22 protein-coding genes and 2 pseudogenes are annotated in these 20,429 nt (G+C 73.2%); 20 read left to right on the plus strand and 4 right to left on the minus strand.

The window, feature by feature from the left end; all coding sequences use genetic code 11:
* Positions 1 to 13 precede the first annotated feature (13 nt).
* The 17 genes and pseudogenes from E3Z34_RS18195 to E3Z34_RS07525 all read left to right on the plus strand — a co-directional run bounded on the left by E3Z34_RS18195 (position 14) and on the right by E3Z34_RS07525 (position 13,950).
* The gene (locus E3Z34_RS18195; protein ID WP_238695463.1) at positions 14 to 271 is read left to right on the plus strand and encodes an acyl-CoA dehydrogenase family protein; all 258 of its coding nucleotides are present in this window, start codon (positions 14 to 16) and stop codon (positions 269 to 271) included.
* Positions 268 to 798 (plus strand): annotated as a pseudogene (locus tag E3Z34_RS20175) (acyl-CoA dehydrogenase); the annotation flags it as partial. The gene E3Z34_RS18195 and the pseudogene E3Z34_RS20175, both read left to right, overlap by 4 nt.
* A 70-nt stretch (positions 799 to 868) precedes the next feature.
* Positions 869 to 1,135, plus strand: coding sequence for an acyl-CoA dehydrogenase family protein (locus E3Z34_RS19440; RefSeq protein ID WP_202977050.1), 267 nt, complete (start codon positions 869 to 871; stop codon positions 1,133 to 1,135).
* Entirely contained in the window at positions 1,128 to 2,237 is a 1,110-nt protein-coding gene (locus E3Z34_RS07470) for a phosphotransferase family protein (protein WP_134773096.1), read from the plus strand. Before E3Z34_RS19440 ends, E3Z34_RS07470 begins: the two co-directional genes overlap by 8 nt.
* Before the next feature lie 527 nt (positions 2,238 to 2,764).
* Positions 2,765 to 3,088, plus strand: a complete 324-nt coding sequence (locus tag E3Z34_RS20180; protein ID WP_158288637.1) for a helix-turn-helix domain-containing protein — start codon at positions 2,765 to 2,767, stop codon at positions 3,086 to 3,088.
* Between the two features lie 144 nt (positions 3,089 to 3,232).
* A pseudogene (locus E3Z34_RS20185) lies at positions 3,233 to 3,991 on the plus strand (thiolase family protein); the annotation flags it as partial.
* Positions 3,992 to 4,061: 70 nt separating this feature from the next.
* The gene (locus tag E3Z34_RS20190; RefSeq protein WP_420818991.1) at positions 4,062 to 4,361 is read left to right on the plus strand and encodes a thiolase C-terminal domain-containing protein; all 300 of its coding nucleotides are present in this window, start codon (positions 4,062 to 4,064) and stop codon (positions 4,359 to 4,361) included.
* A 239-nt stretch (positions 4,362 to 4,600) separates the two neighbouring features.
* Positions 4,601 to 6,247, plus strand: a complete 1,647-nt coding sequence (locus tag E3Z34_RS07485) for an AMP-binding protein (RefSeq protein WP_134773099.1) — start codon at positions 4,601 to 4,603, stop codon at positions 6,245 to 6,247.
* A complete protein-coding gene (locus E3Z34_RS07490; RefSeq protein ID WP_134773100.1) occupies positions 6,244 to 7,200 on the plus strand; it encodes a ketopantoate reductase family protein in 957 nt (318 codons plus the stop codon). The genes E3Z34_RS07485 and E3Z34_RS07490 overlap by 4 nt, the downstream gene beginning before the upstream one ends.
* 182 nt (positions 7,201 to 7,382) lie before the next feature.
* Positions 7,383 to 7,718, plus strand: a complete 336-nt coding sequence (locus tag E3Z34_RS07495) for a hypothetical protein (RefSeq protein ID WP_134773101.1) — start codon at positions 7,383 to 7,385, stop codon at positions 7,716 to 7,718.
* A 198-nt stretch (positions 7,719 to 7,916) separates the two neighbouring features.
* Positions 7,917 to 8,723, plus strand: a complete 807-nt coding sequence (locus E3Z34_RS20195) for an HNH endonuclease signature motif containing protein (protein ID WP_202977051.1) — start codon at positions 7,917 to 7,919, stop codon at positions 8,721 to 8,723.
* A 213-nt stretch (positions 8,724 to 8,936) separates the two neighbouring features.
* Positions 8,937 to 9,080: a hypothetical protein gene (locus tag E3Z34_RS17665; RefSeq protein WP_158288638.1), complete on the plus strand. Its 144-nt coding sequence runs from the start codon at positions 8,937 to 8,939 to the stop codon at positions 9,078 to 9,080.
* A gap of 106 nt (positions 9,081 to 9,186) precedes the next feature.
* Positions 9,187 to 9,906, plus strand: coding sequence for an NAD(P)-dependent oxidoreductase (locus E3Z34_RS07505; protein ID WP_202977052.1), 720 nt, complete (start codon positions 9,187 to 9,189; stop codon positions 9,904 to 9,906).
* Positions 9,806 to 10,018: an NAD-binding protein gene (locus E3Z34_RS18210; protein ID WP_202977053.1), complete on the plus strand. Its 213-nt coding sequence runs from the start codon at positions 9,806 to 9,808 to the stop codon at positions 10,016 to 10,018. The genes E3Z34_RS07505 and E3Z34_RS18210 overlap by 101 nt, the downstream gene beginning before the upstream one ends.
* A 403-nt stretch (positions 10,019 to 10,421) precedes the next feature.
* On the plus strand, positions 10,422 to 11,573 hold the full coding sequence (locus tag E3Z34_RS07515) for an acyl-CoA dehydrogenase family protein (protein WP_134773103.1): 1,152 nt from the start codon (positions 10,422 to 10,424) through the stop codon (positions 11,571 to 11,573).
* Between the two features lie 11 nt (positions 11,574 to 11,584).
* Positions 11,585 to 12,520: an alpha/beta fold hydrolase gene (locus E3Z34_RS07520; protein ID WP_238695406.1), complete on the plus strand. Its 936-nt coding sequence runs from the start codon at positions 11,585 to 11,587 to the stop codon at positions 12,518 to 12,520.
* 59 nt (positions 12,521 to 12,579) lie between these two features.
* Positions 12,580 to 13,950 carry an L-serine ammonia-lyase gene (locus E3Z34_RS07525; RefSeq protein WP_134773104.1) on the plus strand — a complete coding sequence of 457 codons (1,371 nt, stop codon included), beginning with the start codon at positions 12,580 to 12,582 and terminating at the stop codon, positions 13,948 to 13,950.
* A gap of 49 nt (positions 13,951 to 13,999) precedes the next feature.
* On the opposite strand, the gene E3Z34_RS07530 is transcribed toward E3Z34_RS07525, so the two are convergent.
* Positions 14,000 to 14,869 (minus strand): hypothetical protein, encoded by an 870-nt coding sequence (locus tag E3Z34_RS07530; RefSeq protein ID WP_134773105.1) that lies wholly within the window; start codon positions 14,867 to 14,869, stop codon positions 14,000 to 14,002.
* A gap of 240 nt (positions 14,870 to 15,109) precedes the next feature.
* On the opposite strand from E3Z34_RS07530, the gene E3Z34_RS07535 reads away from it, so the two are divergent.
* A complete protein-coding gene (locus E3Z34_RS07535; protein WP_134773106.1) occupies positions 15,110 to 15,733 on the plus strand; it encodes a phosphatase PAP2 family protein in 624 nt (207 codons plus the stop codon).
* Positions 15,734 to 15,824: 91 nt separating this feature from the next.
* A complete protein-coding gene (locus E3Z34_RS07540; RefSeq protein WP_134773107.1) occupies positions 15,825 to 16,706 on the plus strand; it encodes a 2-oxo acid dehydrogenase subunit E2 in 882 nt (293 codons plus the stop codon).
* 6 nt (positions 16,707 to 16,712) lie between these two features.
* On the opposite strand, the gene E3Z34_RS07545 is transcribed toward E3Z34_RS07540, so the two are convergent.
* Together E3Z34_RS07545 and E3Z34_RS07550 are read right to left on the minus strand one after the other, a co-directional pair.
* Entirely contained in the window at positions 16,713 to 17,345 is a 633-nt protein-coding gene (locus E3Z34_RS07545; protein WP_134773108.1) for a cobalamin B12-binding domain-containing protein, read from the minus strand.
* Positions 17,346 to 17,376: 31 nt separating this feature from the next.
* The gene (locus E3Z34_RS07550) at positions 17,377 to 18,510 is read right to left on the minus strand and encodes a pyridoxal-phosphate-dependent aminotransferase family protein (RefSeq protein ID WP_134773109.1); all 1,134 of its coding nucleotides are present in this window, start codon (positions 18,508 to 18,510) and stop codon (positions 17,377 to 17,379) included.
* A gap of 36 nt (positions 18,511 to 18,546) precedes the next feature.
* On the opposite strand from E3Z34_RS07550, the gene add reads away from it, so the two are divergent.
* The gene (gene add, locus E3Z34_RS07555; protein ID WP_134773110.1) at positions 18,547 to 19,968 is read left to right on the plus strand and encodes an adenosine deaminase; all 1,422 of its coding nucleotides are present in this window, start codon (positions 18,547 to 18,549) and stop codon (positions 19,966 to 19,968) included.
* Here the strand turns inward: add and E3Z34_RS07560 are convergent.
* The gene (locus E3Z34_RS07560; protein ID WP_134773111.1) at positions 19,965 to 20,366 is read right to left on the minus strand and encodes a DoxX family protein; all 402 of its coding nucleotides are present in this window, start codon (positions 20,364 to 20,366) and stop codon (positions 19,965 to 19,967) included. The two genes, add and E3Z34_RS07560, sit on opposite strands and share 4 nt — an antisense overlap.
* Between the last annotated feature and the right edge of the window lie 63 nt (positions 20,367 to 20,429).

Below are 20,429 nucleotides of genomic sequence, written 5' to 3' on the forward strand. Positions count from 1 at the left end.
GGTCCGCCGCGAGCTGTCGCGGCAGGCGAAGCAGGCCGGGGTCTTCGCCCCCGTCTCCAGCGCGGCCTACGGCGGCCTGGGCCTGCCGCTGCGCGACTGGTCACCGGTCCTGCAGGAGGCCGGCTACAGCCCGATCGGTCCGGCCGTCCTCAACTGCATGGCCCCCGACGAGGGCAACATGCACATGCTGTCCCTCATCGCCACCGAGGAGCAGAAGGAGACCTTCCTCGCCCCGCTGGTGCGGGGGGGGAGCGCTCCAGCTTCGCGATGACCGAGCCCCACCCGGGCGCCGGGTCCGACCCCTCCGCGCTCGCGACCACCGCCCGGCGGGAGGGGCAGGAGTGGGTGATCGAGGGCCGCAAGCGCTTCATCAGCGGGGCCAACGAGGCAGGGATCGCCATCATCATGGCCCGCACCGAGGAGACGGTCGACGCGGACGGGCGGACCCGGCCCGCGGGGGCCACGATGTTCCTCACCCGCACCGACGTGCCCGGGTGGCGCGTGGGGGCTCAGATCCGCACCTCCGAGAAGGTCATCTCCGGCGGTCATCCCTACGTGCACCTCGAGGGCCTCCGGGTGCCGGACTCGGCGGTGCTGGGCGAGGTCGGGGAGGGCTTCCGTTACGCCCAGGTCCGCCTCGGCCCGGCACGGCTGACGCACTGCATGCGCTGGCTGGGGCTGGCCCGCCGCGCGCTCGACACCGCCCTGGACCGGGTCGGGCGCCGGGAGCTCTTCGGCTCGCCGATGAGCGAGCTCGGGCTGGCCCAGGGCCTGATCGCGGACTCGGTCATCGACATCGAGACCTCCGACGCGATCATCACCCGCACCGCCGCGCTGCTGGGAGAGCGACGAGCGGGCCGGCCAGGCGATGAGCTCGGTCGCGAAGGTGCACTGCGCCGAGGCGATCTACCGGGTCGTGGACCGCAGCATGCAGCTGTGCGGCGGCGACGGGATGAGCGAGGAGCTGCCGCTGGCGCAGTTCCTCATGGAGGTCCGGCCCTTCCGGGTCTACGACGGCTCCAGCGAGACCCACCGGTGGGCCATCTCCCGCCGGGCCTCCCGGGCCCGACGCCGGGAGGTCGAGGCGGGGGCCGCCCCGCTGGACCGGGTCACCCCCGAGGAGAACGATGGCTGAGTCCCGTCCCGACGGTGTCGACGTCGTCGCCACCCGCGAGCAGGCCGTCGGTATGGCGATGCCCCCGCTGCTGGTGCTGGACGCCGTGGGCGAGTGGCTGGACGGGCAGGGGATCGGCCCCGTCGGCGGGGCCTTGTCCTGGGAGCGGATCGGCGACGGGCAGTCCAACATCACCTACCTCGTCCGGCGGGGCGACGGCCCGGACGCCACGCGCTTCGTCGTGCGGCGCGGGCCGCGCCCGCCGCTGCCCCCCTCGGCCCACGACATGGTGCGGGAGTCCCGGGTGCAGCGGGTGCTCGGCGAGCGGGGTGTCCGCGTCCCCCGCATCCTCGGCGTCTGCGAGGACGAGTCCGTGCTCGGGGTCCCCTTCTACGTGATGGAGCACCTGGACGGCGTGGTCGTCACCGACACCGATCCACCGGCGTTGAGCTCGGCGCAGGCCCGGGGTCGCGCCAGCGAGGCGGTGGTCGACACCCTCGTGGCCCTGCACGCGGTCGACGTGGCCGACCCAGCGGTGGCCGCCCTGGGCCGCCCCGAGGGCTACCTAGCCCGGCAGGTCCGGCGGTTCGCCGGGCTGTGGCCGGAGGTCTCCACCCGGGAGCTTGACGACTTCCCGGTCGTCACGACGTGGCTGGCCGACCACGTCCCGGAGCAGGCCGGGTCCGCGGTCGTCCACGGGGACTACCGGCTCGGCAACCTCATGCTGGATGCGAGCGCCCCGGGCCGCGTGCTGGCCGTCCTCGACTGGGAGATGGCCACCCTCGGCGACCCGCTCGCCGACCTCGGCTACCTCACGGCGACCTGGAGCGACCCTGCCTGGGAGCCCACGGTCATGGACCACTCGTCGGTCACCCGGAGAGAGGGCTGGTGGAGCCGTGCCGACCTCGCCGAGGCCTACGCCCGCCGCACCGGGCAGGACCTCTCGGCGCTGGGGTGGTACCAGGCCCTGGCGATGTGGAAGTCCGCCGTCTTCTGCGAGGCCATGTACACCCGGTGGCTGCGCGGCGAGCGGGCCGGCGACACCACCTTCGCCCCCTTCCTCGAGGAGGGGGTGCCCGGCCTGCTGGCGCGCGCCCGCAGCCACGCGGGCCTGGGGGCGTGACCGGGCCCGGAACGACTTCCGCCCCGGATCCGGGTCCAGGTGCGGGCGGAGGGTCGGCGGCAGGCCCGACGACCGAGACCGTGCGACGGCGTCTGACGGCGCAGCTGCCCAGGCTGGCGGCCTCGACGCGTGCCGAGATCTTCACCCGCCTGCGCTCCTACCGGGAGGTGGACGAGGTCGCGGTGGAGGAGTCGGTGGGCCGCGCCGGTGCGCGAGGTCATCGCCGGCTCCCGCATCCTGTGGGAGGTGGGGGACGCCTTCACCAGCCGGGCCGTGACGGCCTACCAGGCCCTGCAGGTCGAGGCGGCGCTCGCCGACGCCAGCCGGCGGGCTGCGGTGGTGCGAGACCTGCTGCGCGGACGCCTGCCCGAGGACCCGGCCGCCTACGGGCTGGACCCGGAGCGGGAGTATGCCGTCGTCCGCTGCCGCGTGCCGTCCGGTGCGAGCGGGGAGCAGCTCCGCTCGCACCTGGAGCGCACCGGGGGCGGGGAGGCTGCCGGCGCGCTCGTGGTGCTGGACGACAACGAGTGCCTCGTGGCGTCCCTGGGCTGGCGCATCGCGGCCGTCCACCGGGGGGACGTCCTGGAGGCCTACCGCGCGCGGTTCCTCGACCCGGTCCGGGAGCAGGGGGCCTTCGGGGACGACATCATGGTGGCCCTGCGGGCCTGGCTCCGGCACGGTCGCAGCATCCCGCGGGCGGCGCCGGCGCCCTGCCGGTCCACGTCAACACCCTGCGCTACCGACTGGCGCGCTACACCGACCTCACGGGTTGCGACCCGGACGACCTGGTCGGTGTGCTCTGGGCGGTGGAGCTCGCCGACGTCACCCTCCCCGACGACCGGCTGTTGTAGATCCCTCCAAGATCTGGGGGGGGAGGATGGCGCCCGCTCCGTGGACCCCGTCACCAGCCGGACCTACGGTGGTCCTGGGTCGCCGACGCGACCGTCAGGCCAGGCGAAGGAGGACCGATGCAGACCTGCATCACGGGCACCGGGATGACCCGGTTCGGACGGCACGAGGAGGCGGACGTCGTCGACCTGGCGGTCGAGGCGGCCCAGGAGGCGATGACCGACGCGGGCGTGGGTCCGGAGGACATCGACTGCCTCTACCTGGGCAACTTCCTGGGGCAGTCCCTCCTGCACCAGGGGGTGCTCGCGTCCATCGTCGCCCAGCGGCTGGGCCTGCCTCCCGTGCCGGTCGCCACGGTCGAGGGGGCGTGCGCGTCCGCGGGCATCGCCCTGCGCAGCGCCTCCCTGGCGGTCCGGGCGGGTGAGGCGCGGGTCGCCCTGGCGCTGGGGGCCGAGCACCTCACGGGGGTGCCGGTGGCCGAGACCACCGGGGGCCTGGCGGAGGCGATGGTGCAGGGGACCGACGGTGCCAGCGGCCTCACCTTCCCCGGGCTCTTCGCGCTCGCCGCCGACGCCTACCTCGACACCTTCGGCTACGCACGCGACGACCTCGCGGCCGTGCCCGTCATGAACAGGGCGCACGGCGTGCACAACCCGCTGGCCATGTTCGGAAAGGCCGTCGACGCGCAGACCGTGCTGTCCTCCCGCCTCATCGCCGACCCGTTGCGGCTCTTCGACTGCTCGCCGATCTCCGACGGGGCGGCGGCCGCCGTCGTCGCGGCGGGCCCGACCGGGGGGTCGCAGCCGCCCGTCGTCATCCGCGCCGCGGCCCAGGCCTACGGGCCGCCGTCGATCGCCCAGATCCCGGACCTCACGACCTTCAGCGCCACCCGGGCCGCGGCCCGCCGGGCCTTCGAGGTCGCCGGTCTCACCCCGGGGGACGTCGACGTGGTGGAGCTGCACGACTGCTTCTTCGGTGGCCCAGGTCATCGACGCCGAGGACCTCGGGCTGACCGAGGCCGGCAAGGCGCTGCGCGAGATGGGGGAGGGCCGGTACACCCACGGGGGCGCCGGTCCGTTGCTGAACCCCTCCGGGGGCCTGCTCTCCCGCGGGCACCCCGTCGGAGCCACGGGGCTCGCGCAGGTGCACGAGATCGTGCAGCAGCTGCGCGGGCGATCCACCAACCAGGCACCCGACGCCCGGATCGGGCTGGCGCACAACCTCGGCGGTGCCGGCGCCACCGCCACCGTCACGATCCTGGAGGCCACCTCGTGAGCACCTCGAGCTGGACGGTCGCCGCCGCCACCGTGATCCGGGTGCCGGGGCCGGGGACGCCACCGCATACCGTGGTCGTCGTCGTGCAGGAGACCGCCGCGGACGGCACGACGAGCCGCAGCGTGGGGCGGCTGACCGGCGCCGGTGAGGGGGAGGGCGCCACCGCGCCGCGGATCGGCACGCCCGTGCGTCCCGCCGACGAGCAGCCGGGCCCGGCCCCGCTGTGGGTGGTGGCGTAGGTGAACATCGCGCACCTGCTGCACAGCACCGCAGCCTCCGCGGGCGACCTCGTGGCGACGCGCTACAGCACGACGGAGCAGACGTATGCCGAGCTCGCCGCCCGGGTGCGCTCCCTCGCCGCGGCGTTCCGCTCCCTCGGGCTGGCGCCGGGTGACCGGGTGGGGTTCCTGATGTGGAACCGGCCGGAGGTGGTCGAGACTTTCTTCGCGTGCTGGCACGCGGGTCTGGTCGTCGTGCCGCTCAACCCGCGGCTCACCACCGATGAGGTTGTCCACCACCTGACTGACCCCGAGGCCTCCGCCCTCGTCCACGGTCCCGAGTTCGCCGAGGTCGCCGGTGCTGCCTCGGGGCAGGTGCCGAGCCTGCGCCACGTGGTGGCCGTCGACGCCGCGCCGCACCACGGTGATGACCCTCTCCCGTCGGGGGACGGCACCTCCTCCCCGCCTCGCCACGTCACCCCCTCGCCGGACAGGGGCCGCACGTCGTCTCCGGATCCGGTCCGCCACGCCTACGACGAGCTGATCGGCGCTCACCCCGACGACTCCACGCCCGTCGCCGACGTGACCGCGGACGAGCTGGCCTGGCTCTTTTACACCTCCGGCACCACGGGTCGTCCGAAGGGGGCGATGATCACCCACGGCATCCTGGGTTTCGTCGCGCTCGGGTGGGTCGCGGACATCATGCCGCTGCGTCGCACCGACGTGACGCTGCACGCGGCACCCCTCACGCACGGCGCCGGGTTCCACATGCTGGCCGCCACCTCCCACGCCTGCACCCAGGTGATGACCCCGGAGCCGAGCCTGGACGCGGCGGCCACCCTCGACCTCATCGAGAGGGAGGGCGTGACGAACACCTGGATGGTCCCGACCCAGGTGAGCCGGCTGGTCCGCGAGCAGCAGGTGCGCCCCCGCGACCTGTCCCGGCTGCACTCGCTGCTTTACGGGGGCGCGCCCTACCACCAGGAGGCGCTGCGGGAGGCGGTCGAGCTGCTCGGCAGCAGGCTCGTACAGCTCTACGGCCAGGGGGAGACCCCGATGACGGCCACCTACCTGCCGCACGAGGACCACCACCCCGACACCGACCCGTCCCTGCTGGCCTCGGCCGGCATCGTCCGCACCGGGATGCGCGTCCGGGTCGTGGACGAGCACGACCAGGAGTGCCCCGACGGGACGGCGGGCGAGATCTGCGTCCAGGGGCCGGCGGTCGTGCCCGGCTACTGGCGGCGGCCGGAGGAGACCGCCCACGCGCTGCGCGGAGGGTGGTTGCACACCGGGGACGTCGGCTTCTTCTCCCAGGGCTACCTGCACGTCACGGACCGGATGAAGGACCTCATCATCAGCGGCGGGTCCAACGTCTACGCCAAGGAGGTCGAGGACGTCATCCTCACCCACCCCGCCGTCCGTGAGGTGGCGGTCGTCGGCCTGCCCGACCCGGACTGGGGCGAGCGCGTGACCGCCGTCGTCGTGCCCCACGACCTTGTCTCCTTCGACCCGCAGGAGCTGCGCGACTTCTGCGGGGCCCGGATGGCCGCATACAAGAAGCCCAAGGAGGTCGTCGTGCTGCCCGAGCTCCCGCTCAGCACCTATGGCAAGGTGCTCAAGCGTGAGCTGCGCCGGCAGCTCGCGACGGAGAGGACGACGACATGACGATGGACAGGATCGCCCTGGTCGGGGCCGGATCGATCGGGATCATCACCGGGGCCCTTATCACGCAGCAGGGGCGCGACGTCACGCTCTTCGACGCCAATGAGCCCAACGTGCGGGCGCTGCAGGAGCACGGGGCCCGGATCACCGGCACCCTCGAGGAGGTCGTGCCGGTCACGGCCAAGCTGCCCGGCGAGGCCGAGGGCAGGTTCGACCTCGTCATCCTCATCACCAAGCAGGTCTTCACCGAGCCCGCTTTGGAGCCCTTCTTGCCCCTGCTCGCCGACGACGGGGTCGTCCTGACGCTCCAGAACGGAACCCCCGAGGACAAGGTCGCCGAGATCGTGGGGCGGGAGCGCACCCTGGCCGGCAACATCATGTTCGCCGCGATCTGGCAGGAGCCGGGGGTGTCCATGCTGGCCCACTCGCTCGACTACGTCCGCTCCCACGCCTTCGACGTCGGGGAGCTGGACGGGAGCAGCACCGACCGCGTGCGTGAGGTGGCCGAGATCCTCTCGGCCGTCGGTCACTGCACGGTGTCGGACAACATCACCGGCACCAAGTGGTCCAAGCTGCTCACCAACGCCACCTTCAGCGGGCTGTCGGCGGCGCTTGGCGTCACCTTCGGGGAGGTGATCGACGACCCGGTCTCCCTGCGGGCCGCGGTGCACCTCATGGACGAGACGGTGCGGGCCGGGCAGGCGCACGGGATCGCCGTGGCGGACTGGGAGGGGTGGCCGGTCGAGCAACTGCGCAGCGACGGCGGCGTGACGGTGGAGGAACGGATGGCCAAGTTCGTCGACTACGTCGGCACCATGCGGGCCGGCACCGCCAGCATGCTGCAGGACATGCAGAAGGGGGTCCCCTGCGAGAAGGACTACATCCCCGGCCGGGTCATCGAGGTCGCCGAGCAGCACGGGGTGGCGACGCCCTACACCGGCTCGTCTACCGGTTGATCGCCCAGGCGGAGGATGCGGGGGTGCTCCCCGACCGCGAGGCCGGCCGCGCGGCGCTCGCTCAGCTGATGCATGAGCGGGGCGAGGGCTGACGGGGCTGATGCAGGAGCGGGGCCGGAGGGCCCTGGGAGCTTCGCTGCAGGTCAGCGGGCTTGTCGGTGGTCGCTCGTACATTTGTTCCCATGAAGCAGGGGGCCTGGGGCGGGGACGTGAAGCGGATGACTGCCGCGGACGTGCTCGCCGGTGCCCCTCTGCCGGCCGACAAGATGCCCGGGGAGGTGCTGTCGACGGGGCTGCGGATGGCGTCCCGGGGGATGGCCTTCGCCGAGCTCGCCAGCACCGATGCGGTGCGCCTGCAGGACCTCGAGGTGGAGGACTCCCTGGAGAGAGTCGGTCGGCTGGCCAGGCGGTCGCGAGGGAGCGGCTGCGACTGGCCTGCGAGGTGGCGGAGCGGGGCCTGCACCTGCAGACGGGCCACCGCCTCACCGACTGGATGGCGCTGCGGTGCCCGGACCTGACCGGGTCTGCACTGCACGACACCTGCCGGCTGGCCACCGCGAGCACCGAGGACGTGCACGCACCGCTGGTGGCCGCCGTGCTTTCGGCGGGATGCTGCTGGAGCGCGCGGCCCGGATCCACCGCGCCCTGACGCGGGTGCGCGGGGTGCTCGGGCCGGAGGATTACGACGGGGCGGTGGGTCTCCTGGCCCAGGCGGGGTGTCAGCCCCTGTTCGACGACACCGACATCGGGAAGATCATCGACAAGCTCCTCCGGGAGGTGCTCCCGGAGAAGGAGCGGGACGAGCGGGAGAAGAGACGGCACGAGGCCCGCAACCTCTACGAGTCGTCCCTCGCCGGTGGGGACCTGCGAAGGCTCATCCTCACCCTCGGGTCCGACGAGGACTACGAGACGGTGCGGGCCATCCTCATGTCCCCGCTGTCGCGGCCGGCGACCGGCGCGAGCAGGAGGCGACGGGTGAGGTCGACCGTCGCACGCCCGGGCAGCGGCGCTACGACGCGTTCCTGACGGTGCTGCGGCGCGGGGTGGCGGGCACGAAGGGGCAGCCCACCACCTCGAAGGCGACCGTCGTGGTCTCGATCGACCTGGAGGTGCTCCAGCGCCTGCTGAGCGGCGGGGCCGGTGGGGACCTTCCCGGCTGCGGAGCCACCCTGGACGGGGCGTCCGTGACCGCAGCGACCATCCGCCGCATGGCGTGCGACGCGGACATCATCCCCGTCGTGCTCGGGACCGACGGGGAGATCGTCGACCAGGGACGGGCCAAGCGGTTGGTCACGCCTGGGCAGAGGGTCCGACTGGCCCTGCGTGACCAGACCTGCACCATCCCTGGGTGCACCGTGCCGGCCACGTGGTGCGACGCGCACCACGTGGTGCCGTGGTCCCGCGGGGGCCGCTCCGACCTGTCGAACTACGCCCTCCTCTGTCCACGGCACCACACCTGGGTGCACGAGCGGGAGCTGACAGCGACGGTCACGGACCGTGGCGTCACCTGGCATCTGAGATGACCCTGCCCGCACCCGGCCCGACTCGGGCCGGGTCACAGGCATGCCGCGCTGCGCCCCACTAGCATGGGATCTCCGCACGCCCGCCCCCGCGCAGGCTGACTGCTCGTCTGCACCCCTGCAACTACGCACCTCCGCGCCACCGCCGCACGCAACGCCGCGGACGCGCCCCCCGGTGTCGTTCGCTCTCCGACCCCCGACCCTGAAAGGCCCCTCGTGGACAACGTCTGGCCGATCCTCATCATGATCGCCGTGGCGGTCCCCGTCTTCCTGCTGCTGCGGTGGATCGCGACCAAACGGGCCGTCGAGAAGGCGCGGCGCCGGCGTGATCGTGAGCGCGGGGGAAGCGATCTGCCGTGACCGCGTGCGGAACGGGCCGACCTTGAGAACGGACCGTCAGACGGCCGGCGTCGATGGCGACCCGGGCCCGGTGGGTTTCCTGGGTCTCGGGCATATGGGCCTGCCGATGGCCCATGCCCTGGCGGACGCGGGCTTCACGGTCACGGCTTGGAACCGCACCCCGGCCAGGGCGGAGGAGCTGGCGGCGGTGGCAGCGGAAGTCCGGTCGGCGGCGACACCCCGGGAGGTGGCCCACGCGGCGGCGACCGTGGTCACGATGCTGCCCGACCTCCCGCAGGTGCGCGAGCAGCTGGACGGTCCGGACGGGCTCCGGGCGGGATGGGCCCGTCGGGACGCGGGCGTCGACCCGCTCCTCGTCGTCATGGGCACGGTGAGCCCGGTGTCCCTGGTCGAGCTCGCCGAGGAGCTGGCCGACGACGGCATCCACGTCGTCGACGCACCGGTGAGCGGCGGCCCGATCGGTGCGCGGGAGCGCCGGCTGTCGATCATGGTGGGTGGGGAGGAGACCGACGTCGCGAGGCTCCGGCCGGTGCTCGCGGCGATGGGCACGACGATCCGGCACATGGGGGCGTTGGGGACCGGGCAGCTGACCAAGGCCTGCAACCAGGCGGTCGTCGGAGGCACCCTCGCCGCGCTGGGCGAGGCGGTCCGCCTGGCCCGGGCGGGGGCTGGACCTGGCGACCGTCCTCGAGGTCCTCGGAGGTGGCCTGGCCGGGTCGGAGGCGTTGCGGCAGAAGGGGGAGCGCTACCTCACCGGGGACTTCGACGGAGGCGGGGCGAGCCGGAACCAGCTCAAGGACCAGCAGATCGTCCTGGAGACGGGTGAGCATCACGGCGTGCGGCTCCCGGTGTCGGCCGTGGTCCGGGACCTCTACGCACGGCTGGTGGACCAGGATGGTGGCGACCTCGACCACTCGGCCGTCGTGCGCGTCGAGTAGGGGTCGGACCCGGTCGCGTCGACCAGGGATGGGACGTCGACCAGAGGTCCTCGGTCCCGTGCCTACTCAGCGGCGTCGGGGAGATCCTCCGGTGACCGGCGGAGATGCTGGGCACCAGGAGGGGGACCGCATACGCCAGCAGGTAGGCCGACGTGACCCACAGGACCTCGTTGACGTCGGCCCCGAAGGCGGACATCAGGGAGGGCGTGGCGACGGAGACGATGGTCGAGTCGACGAGGATCATGAAGAAGCCGATGACCAGGGCCCACAGGGCCGGCCAGGGGCTGACGGCCTGCGTGCCCGTGGTCCGGTCAAGTACGTCGCTCACCGAACGATCATCCACCTCGGTCCCCGGTCGTGCGGTATCGCCCGGTCCGGGCGCGCGGGCGATAGGTTCGGGGGTATGCAGCGCACGCTCTTCCAGGAGGACCACGACACCTTCCGCGCGTCGGTGCGGGAGTTCGTCGACCGCACCCTGGCCCCCAGGGGCGCGCAGATGCGCGCCGAGGGCCGGATGCCGCGCGAGGTATGGAGGGAGGCCGGCGCCCAGGGGCTGCTGGGTCTGTGCATCCCCGAGGAGCACGGCGGAGCGGGGGTCGAGGACTACCGCTTCAACACGGTCGTCCAGGAGGAGATCGCAGCCTTCAGCGCGGGCGTCTGCTCCAACCTGCTCCTGCACGCGGACATCGTCGCCCCATACCTCGTCAACCTCGGGACCCCGGAGCAGCAGGCGCGGTGGCTCCCCGGCGTGGCCTCGGGCGAGACGATCCTGGCGATCGGGATGACCGAGCCGTCCGGGGGGTCCGACCTCGCGGCCCTGCGCACCACCGCCGTCCGGGACGACACCACGGGGGAGTGGGTCCTCAACGGCGGCAAGACCTTCATCACCAACGGCGGGGCCTGCGACCTGGCCGTGGTCGCGGCGCGCACCAACCCCGGCCGTGGGGCTCGCGGGATCTCCCTGTTCCTCGTGCCGGCGGGAACCCCGGGGTTCACGAAGGGGGAGCAGCTGGACAAGGTGGGCCAGCACGACGCGGACACCGCCGAGCTCTTCCTCTCCGACGTCCGGCTGCCCGCCGACGCGTTGCTGGGGGAGGAGGGTTACGGCTTCATCGCCATGATGGAGCACCTGCCGCAGGAGCGTCTCGGCACCGCGATCGCCGCGGTCGCCAACACTCGCGCCGTCCTAGAGGAGACCGTCGTCTACGCCCGCGAGCGGGAGGCCTTCGGGCAGGCGATCGGGTCGATGCAGCACAACAAGTTCCGGATCGCCGAGCTGGTCACCGACCTGGAGGTCACCCAGGCCTTCGTGGACCAGTGCATCACCGCCCACGTCGGGCAGGAGCTGACCGCGGTCGACGCGGCGAAGGCCAAGTGGTGGGCGACCGACATGCAGGGCCGGGTGCTCGACGCCTGCGTGCAGCTGCACGGGGGCTACGGCTTCATGAACGAGTACCGCGTCGCGCGGGCCTGGGCCGACGCCCGCGTCCACCGCATCTGGGCCGGTTCCAACGAGATCATGAAGGAGCTCATCGGCCGGGACCTGGGCCTGTAGAGGAGAGCGATGTGACGACGAGCAGCCGGATCCGCACGTTCACCTCCGAGGGGCTGAGCTTCGAGGTGCTCGACGAGGGCCCGCTCGACGGCCCGGTCGTCGTCCTCCTGCACGGCTTCCCCCAGGACGCCACCGCCTGGGCTGAGGTCGCCGCGATCCTGTCCGACGCGGGGGTGCGCACGCTCGCCCCCCACCAGCGCGGGTACTCCCCGGGCGCCCGGCCGGACCGCGTCGCCGCCTACGGGATGCACCACCTCGTCGGGGACGTCATCGCCCTGCTCGACGCGGCGCGGGTGGATCGCGCGGTCGTGGTCGGGCACGACTGGGGGGCGGCCGTCGCCTGGTCGGTCGCCCAGCGGCACCCCGAGCGGGTGCTGGGTCTGGTGGCCCTGTCGGTCCCGCACCCCGGAGCGCTGGCGTGGGCGATGCGTCACGACGTGGACCAGCTGCGGCGCAGCTGGTACATGCTCGCCTTCCAGGCGCCGTGGACGCCCGAGCTGATGCTGGCCCGGATGATGCGGGCCGGGACCCTGCGACGCCTGGGCCTGCCGGCCGAGCACGAGCGCCGGTATGCCGCGCGCCTGGGTCGGGCGGTCGACGCACGTGGGCCGCTGAACTGGTACCGCGCGGCGATGCGCTCGCAGCTGCCCGTGGTCAGCGGCTTCGGGGTCGACGAGCTGCGGGGCGGCGGGTGGCACGTCCTGGAGGGTCCGGGGCAGGGGAGGGGAGGTGCGGCGATGAGCGCCGACCCGGTGCGGGTGCCCACGACGTTCGTGTGGGGCCGTCGTGACCCCTTCCTGGGACGCCCGGGGGCCGAACGGACCGGGCGCCTCGTCGAGGCGGACTACCGGTTCGTCGAGGTCGACGCGGGGCACTGGCTGCCGGAGAAGCAGGCGCGGGTGGTCGCCGACGAGATCCTGGCCCGGGTGGGCGAGGTGCCCGGCTGAGGGGCCTACCCTGGGGTCTTACGTCCCCGTCCACCTTCAACGACTGATGTGGTGATCCTGTGGCGCTGAGCGTCCTCGACCTCTTCTCGATCGGCATCGGGCCGTCCTCCTCCCACACGGTGGGACCGATGCGGGCCGCCGGGCGGTTCGTCGCCGGGCTGGTCCGTGAGGGGATGCTGGACCGGACCGACCGGGTCCTGGTCAACCTCTACGGGTCCCTGGGCGCCACGGGCCGGGGACATCACTCCGACCAGGCGGTCCTGCTGGGGCTGGAGGGGGAGGACCCCGAGACCGTCGACACCGCGACCGTGCCGCAGCGGGTGGAACGCATCCGCACCGAGGGTCGCCTGCTGCTCGGCGGGGTGCGGTCGATCGTCTTCGGGGCGGACGACCTGGTGCTGCACCTGCGCAAGTCGCTCCCGGCCCACCCGAACGGGATGACGTTCGAGGCAGTGGACGCAGCGGGTCAGCGGCTGCGGCTGCGCACCTACTACAGCGTCGGCGGTGGCTTCGTCGTGGACCCGGACGAGGCCGCGGCCGACGAGCTTACGCCCGACCACACCGCCCTGCCGCTGCACTTCACGACCGGTGCCGAGCTGCTCGAGCTGTGCCGCTGGGAGGGGCTGTCGATCTCCGAGGTGGTCATCCGCAACGAGGCGTCGTTTCGCCCCTGGGAGGAGACGCGCGCCGGGCTGCTGCGGGTGTGGGAAGCGATGCAGGAGTGCGTGCGCAACGGGATGGAGCGCGACGGTGTGCTGCCCGGTGGCCTGAGGGTGCCGCGTCGTGCCCCCGGGCTGCGCCGCCGGCTGCAGCAGGCCCGAGCGGGTGCGGACCCGCTGCACCCGATCGACTGGGTCAACCTGTGGGCCCTCGCCGTCAACGAGGAGAACGCCTCCGGCGGGCGGGTCGTCACCGCCCCGACCAACGGCGCGGCCGGGATCATCCCCGCGGTGCTGCACCACTACGTGACGCACGTCCCCGGGGCCGACGAGGAGGGCGTGCTGCGCTTCCTGCTCGCCGCCGGGGCGGTCGGCATCATCATCAAGGAGAACGCCTCGATCTCCGGCGCGGAGGTCGGCTGCCAGGGCGAGGTGGGATCGGCCTGCGCGATGGCCGCCGCCGGGCTCGCCGAGGCCATGGGACTGACCCCCGAGCAGGTGGAGAACGCCGCGGAGATCGGGCTGGAGCACAACCTGGGCCTCACCTGCGACCCGGTCGGCGGTCTGGTGCAGATCCCCTGCATCGAGCGCAACGCCGTCGCCGCGGCCAAGGCGGTCACGGCGGCCCGGCTGGCCGGCCATGGCGACGGCATCCACGCGGTGCCGCTCGACACGGTCATCGAGACGATGCGCCAGACGGGCGCCGACATGAAGAAGAAGTACAAGGAGACCTCGCGCGGCGGACTGGCGGTCAACGTCATCGAGTGCTGAGACGGGCGGGTCCCCACCGGCACCGACCGTGCATCGCGCACCGGGCTCCTCAGGGCTCGGTCGGCGGAGCGCTGTCCTCGTCCTCCCAGACCTGGGTGAGCACCTCGCTGCCCAGGGCCGTGGCGAAGGAACGGATCTCCGCCTCCGAGCGGTCCTGCCAGACGTTGGCGACACCGGGGCGGCGCACGAGGCGAGCGCCCGGGGGTGGGGGCTCGAGGAAGCCGTCGCGGAGCAGGACGACGCGGGATCCCTTGCGCAGACCGGCGTAGGCGCTGATTGTGATGCGGGACAGGTCGGGGTCCGGCACGAGGCGGAGGGTGAGGACGCCGCGCTCGACCCAGTCCGAGAACTCGTCCATGCCCGCAGCGCCCAGCACGAGCGCGCAGCCTCGGGTGCGCGGCCACTCCATCGGGTCGAACCCGCCGGTGCCGTCGAGGGGGCCGGCCCGGTGGCCGAGGGTGGTCGGCCAGTCGGCCCCCGGGTCGGGGAAGTCGTCCACCACGAGCAGACTGGGCATCCGCACTCCCAGCGCAGCGTCGAGCTGCTCCGGGGCGTCCGGGCCCCCGAGGACCCGCAGGTCGAGCACCCGCAGCCGCGCGTCCACCCAGGCGTCGTGCGTGTCGGTCTCCAGCAGCGCGCCGGGAGGCAGCCCCAGTCCTCCGGCGCCCACCGCCAGCCACAGCTCGTCGCGGGTGCGCCTGCGGGACGCGAGCACGGTGGGATACCCCTCACCCGCCGCCCACGCCGCCAGCCGGGCCAGCACCTGCAGGCGCACCTCCGACGGGCCCCGGATCATGGTGGCGCGAGCCATCGGGACCCCGTCGGTGAGCGCGTCGAGCACGGGCCAGCCCGTCCCGATCCGGGGCTCCCGGCGCAGGGTGCGGGAGCGCAGCTCGCCGATGCTCGGTCGGGGCTCCACCTCCGGCTCCACGGGCTCCCCTGCACCGCAGCCACCCCCACCACCGCTTCCGCCGCCGCCACGACCGCCGCCAACCCCACGACCACTGCCATCGCCCTTGCCCACCATCCTCCGCAGTCTGGCACCCGTCACCCACAGACCTCCCGAGGCCATCAGCTGCACCGGCTCGCCGTGACCGAACGGTGGCTCCCCGGCCCGGGCTGAGGGACGCCGGCTCCCGACCGGCCTACAGTGCGGGGTATGCCGTCCCCGAGACCTCAAGGCACCGCCCTGGGCTGGGGTATCGCCGTCGGGCTCGGGGTGCTGGCGGCGACCGCTACGCTGCTGGCCAACCTGCTCCTCGTGCGGGAGTTCGCCGACGCGCCACGCCCGGACGACCTCCTCTTCGAGCTCCTGCCCTACGTGTCGCCGGCCCGGTGGCTGACCGTGGTGGCGCTGGTCGGCGGCTTCGGGGTCTTCCTCGTGGACCTGGTCCGCCACGACGGCCTGCGGAGCAGCAGGCTGCCCGCCGCCGGTGCGGTCTTCGCCCTCATGTACCTGGCGCGGGCCGTGCTCACCGTGCTGACGCCGCTGGCGCCGGCGCACGGGGACGGGGCCTTCGTCATGGAACCGCAGCAGTACGGCATGTTCCCCTCCGGTCACGTCGGGGCCATGACGCTGCTGCTGCTCCTGAGCCCGCCGGAGCGGCCCTGGGTGCGGCGCGCCCAGGCGGTCCTGCTGGTCCTCATGGTCCTGGGACTGCTGCTCGCCCGCGGCCACTACTCCATCGACATCGTCGGGGGGATGCTGCTGTCCTACGTCACCGTGTCCGCCTGGCGTTCCTGGACGGTGCTGCGACCGTTGTCCCGGCGCACCGGGTCATGATCCGGGTCCCCGGGGTCGGCCGGTCGTAGGCTGTCGCCACCCGGGGCATGACCCGGGTGGACACTCCGGGGTGAGGCGGCAAGGAGGCCGGATGTACTGGACCGGACGCAGGCTGGCCCGTGGTCGTCGGGACGGTCGGCTGGTGCAGGACCTCCCTGCGCTGCGCTCGGTCATGCCGGCCCTGATGCGGACCCGTCTCGAGGGCACGATCTACTACGCCCAGCATCTGGACGTCGAGCACCTCATGGACTGGCTGGACCGGATCAACGGGGGCCGGCCGGAGGCGGAGCGGATCCGGTTCTTCCACGTCTTCCTCACCGCCTTCGCCCGTCTCTACCGGGTGCGGCCGGAGCTCAACCGGTTCGTCAGCGGCGGGCGCACCTACGAGCACCACGACATCACCTTCTCCTTCACCGTCAAGCAGGCCCTGACCGACGAGGCGCAGGAGGTGCAGAGCAGCATCGTCTTCTCAGGGACCGAGACGGTCGACGAGGTGCGGGGGATCGTCGAGCGCGAGCTGGGGCGCGCCCGGAACAGCGACGACAGCGCCAGCGACCACCTGGTCGCCACGCTCGGCCGGCTCCCCGCGCCCGTGCTCGCCGGGGTGGCCAGGGTCGTCTGGGCGCTGGACGGCGTCAACCTCCTGCCGCGCTTCCTGCAGGAGGCCATCCCCGTCTACGCGAGCGCCTACCTGGTCAACCTGGGGTCGCTCGGCGCCGAGGCTCCCTTCCATCACCTCTACCAGCACGGCACGACCAGCGTCTTCTGTGCGGTCGGCACCATCCGACCGCAACCCGTGGTCGACGACTCCGGCGAGATCACGGTCCGCCGCCGTGTCGACGTCGTCTACACGGTGGACGAGCGGGTGACCGACGGCTTCTACCTGGTGCGCTCCTCCGAGGTCCTGCAGCAGATGATGGACGACCCGCAGGCGCTCCTCAGACGGCCCCCCGAGGGGCCCGAGCAGGTATGAGGCGGCTCAGCCAGCCAGGGCCCGGGCCCGGGTCAGCACGCCCCGCAGCTCCTCGGCGGCGAGGACCACGTCCGGCGGCAGCACCCGGCCGGCCAGCTCGGGTCCCGCGGCAGCGCCGGCGCGCCCGCCGAGCACCAGCGTGGTCTCGGCGGCGATGAGGTCCAGGGGCACCGCGGACGCACGCATCCGGCGGGGGTCGTCACCGGAGACCACGACCAGCTCCGGACGGCTGACCCGCACGGCGCGCAACAGGTCGTGCAGGGGGGTGTTGGCGCCGAAGAAGCGGATCTGCCACCCCTGGTCCCACAGCAGCAGCCCCAGGGCCAGCAGCGGCAGGTCGTGCAGCTCGCGCGGAGGGCAGGCGAGCCAGGCCTGGGGGCCGCTGGTCGCCGGGGGCCGACGCAGCGAGTCGAGGTAGGAGCGGACCATCTGGGTGGCGAGGTGCTCCTGGGCGACGGTTACCTCGCCGCACTCCCAGCCGGCGCCGATCTCCCGCATGACGGGCAGCACGAGGTCACCGACGAGCGAGGAGAGCCCCGCGTGCTCCCGATGCTGCTCCAGCAGCTGCCAGGCCCGGGCCTCGTCGAAGTCGAGCAGGGCCCGGAAGAGCCTGGTCCGGGCGAGGGGCGGGGCGTGCATCTCCCGATCCTGCCACGTCCGGCCCCAGGACCTAGGACGCCAGCGCGCGGTCCAACCCCTGCGTGAGGCGCTCGACGGTGCCGTCCACGTCGCCGAGCTTGTCCAGGCCGAACAGGCCCAGGCGGAAGGTGCGCCAGTCCTCCGGCTCGCCGCACATGAGCGGCACCCCGCCGGCGACCTGGAGCCCCGCCTCGACGAACTTCGCCCCGGAGGCCAGACCCGGGTCGTCGGTGTGCACGACGACGACCGTGGGTGCGGCATACCCCGGCGCGGAGACCGAGGTGAAGCCGCGCTCGGCCAGCAATGCGCGCACCTTGTCGCCGAGCGCGAACTGCGCCTCGCGCAGCTGCGGCAGCCCCCGCCCCGTCGCCTCGAGCATGACCTCGAGGTTGCCCGCGAGCGTGTCGGTCGGCATCGTCGTGTGGTAGGCGTGCTTGCCGGCGACGTAGCCCTCGGTGATGCCCATCCACTTCTTGAGGTCCATGGAGAAGCTGGTGGTCGTGCTGTCCTGGACCGCGGCGCGGGCCCGGTCGTCGAGCAGCACGTAGGCCGCACCGGGGCTGCCGCTCCACCCCTTCTGCGGGGCCGTGATGAGCACGTCGACACCGAGGTCGCGCATGTCCACCCAGACGGCCCCGGAGGCGATGCAGTCCAGGACGAAGAGGCCACCGACCTCCCTGGTGGCCGCGGCGACCTGCCGCAGGTAGTCGTCGGGCAGGAGGATCCCCGCGGCGGTCTCCACGTGGGCGGCGAGGACGACCTCGGGCCGCTGCTCGGCGATGGCGGCGACGACCTCCTCGACGGGGGCGGGTGCCCAGGGGGAGGGGTGCTCGTCGTTCGTAGGGCGGGCGGTGAGCACCGTGACGTCATCGGTGATCGCCCCGGTCTCGAAGATCTGGGACCACCGGTAGGAGAAGAAGCCATTGCGCACGACCAGGGCCCGCCTGCCGGTGACCAGCTGCCGGGCCACGGACTCCATACCGAAGGTCCCGCCGCCGGGCACGACCGCGAGGGTGTCGGCGGCGTAGGTGGTGGTGAGCACCTCGTGCAGCTGCTGCATCACGCCGACGAAGCGCCGTGACATGTGGTTCAGCGACAGGTCGGTGAAGACGACGGAGTACTCGAGCAGTCCGTCCGGGTCGACGTCGGGCCGGGGGAGAGTCATGGGCCCACCGTAGCCTCCGGTCTGCGACGATGGCGTATGGCGATCCCCACCGCAGAGCTCCACGTCCACCTCGAGGGCACGCTCGAGCCCGGGCTGATCTACACCCTGGCCGAGCGCAACGGGGTCCGGCTGCCCTACGCCGACCTCGAGGACCTCCGCTCCCGCTACGACTTCACCGGGCTGCAGCACTTCCTGGACCTCTACTACGCCAACATGGCGGTGCTGCGGACCGAGCAGGACTTCGCCGACCTCACCCGCGCCTACCTCGCGCGGGCCGCACGCGGCGGCGTGCGCCACGCCGAGGTCTTCCTCGACCTGCAGGCGCACACCGGTCGGGGGGTGCCGGCCCCGGTGGTGCTGGGCGGGGTGAGCGAGGCGCTGTCGGCGGGGCAGGAGGAGTATGGCGTCACCACCGGGCTGATCCTCACCTTCCTGCGGCACCTGCCGGGGGAGCAGGCCACGGCAGCGCTGCGCGAGGCCCTGGCCACGGGGGTGCCGCTGCTGGGGGTGGGCCTGTGCTCGGCCGAGACCGGGTCCGCCGCGCCCTTCCGGGAGGCCTTCGAGCTGGCCGCGGCGCACGGGCTGCACCGGGTCGCCCACGCCGGGGAGGAGGGACCGGCCGCCAACGTCACCGAGGTGCTCGACGTGCTCGGGGTGGAGCGGGTCGACCACGGGATCCGCGCGCTCGAGGACGACGCGGTCGTGGAGCGTCTCGCGGCCGAGGGGATCCCGCTGACGATGTGCCCGCTGTCCAACGTGCGCCTGCAGGTGATCGACTCGCTGGAGCGCTACCCGGTGCGCGAGCTGCTGTCGCGCGGAGTGGTGGTGACGGTCAACAGCGACGACCCCGCCTACTTCGGCGGGTACGTCGACGACGTCTACCGCGAGCTCACGTCCGCCCTCGGGCTGAGCACCGAGGAGGTCGCCACCCTGGCGCGCAACAGCGTCCGGGCCGCGTTCGTGGGGGACGCCCGGCCGCGAGCTGGAGGCGGAGGTCGAGGCCTGGCTGCGGGGCGAGGCCCGGTGAGCGGTCCGCAGCGGGATGGGTCGCCGGAGCAGCCGTCGGACCGGACACAGGACCGGCTGCAGGAACGGACGCAGGAGAGCGACGACGAGCGCTGGCTGGTCGTCGACGGGCGACGCTGGCGTCGTCAGGACCCGGCCCTCCCGGCCGAGGTGGCGCGCCGGCTGCTGTCGCACCTGGGTCGGGGCCGTTCGGCGGTGAGGGCGCACAAGGCCGCGGGTCAGGATCCGGCGCCCGCCCGGCGCCGGGTGGACCTGGCCAAGCACGGGCTGGGGGAGCGCGGCACACCGTGGTGGGAGCAGACCGGGGCGCAGCGACGCGCCCGGTGGGAGGACGCGCTCGCCCGGCTGGATCAGCTGGACGGTCCGGACGCCGACGCCGACGCCGACGCCGACGCCGACGCCGACGCCGACGCTGACGAAGCCGAGCGCTAGGACGCCCGGCTGCCCCGGCGCCACCAGCCACCGCCGTAGAGCGCCCACACCACCAGCAGCGGCTGGAAGAAGAGCCGCACCAGCCGCTTGCGGTCGGTGTCCAGCCCGAAGGCGTCGGTCCCCTCGACGTACTGCGCGACGTTCCCGGGGAAGATGACGACGAAAAAGGCAGCCAGCAGACCGCCGAGAAGCCTCTTGTGCCGCGGGAGGGCGATGAAGGAGGCCCCCAGCGCGATCTCCACGACCCCTGAGCCCACGACCGTCAGGTCCTCGTCCAGCGGGAACCACTCGGGCACCTGCGCCTGGAACTCCTCGCGCTGACTGGTGAGGTGCAGCACCCCCGCTCCGACCATGGCTGTTCCGAGAGCAAGACGGGCGAGCGTGCGCAGCGCGGACATGGGCCGAGTCTAGGAGGGGGGCTGCGCTACCCTGCCACCGCGGGCTGCGGGAACCGTCGACAG

The organism is Ornithinimicrobium flavum (genome assembly GCF_004526345.1).
Taxonomy (GTDB): Bacteria; Actinomycetota; Actinomycetes; order Actinomycetales; family Dermatophilaceae; genus Ornithinicoccus; species Ornithinicoccus flavus.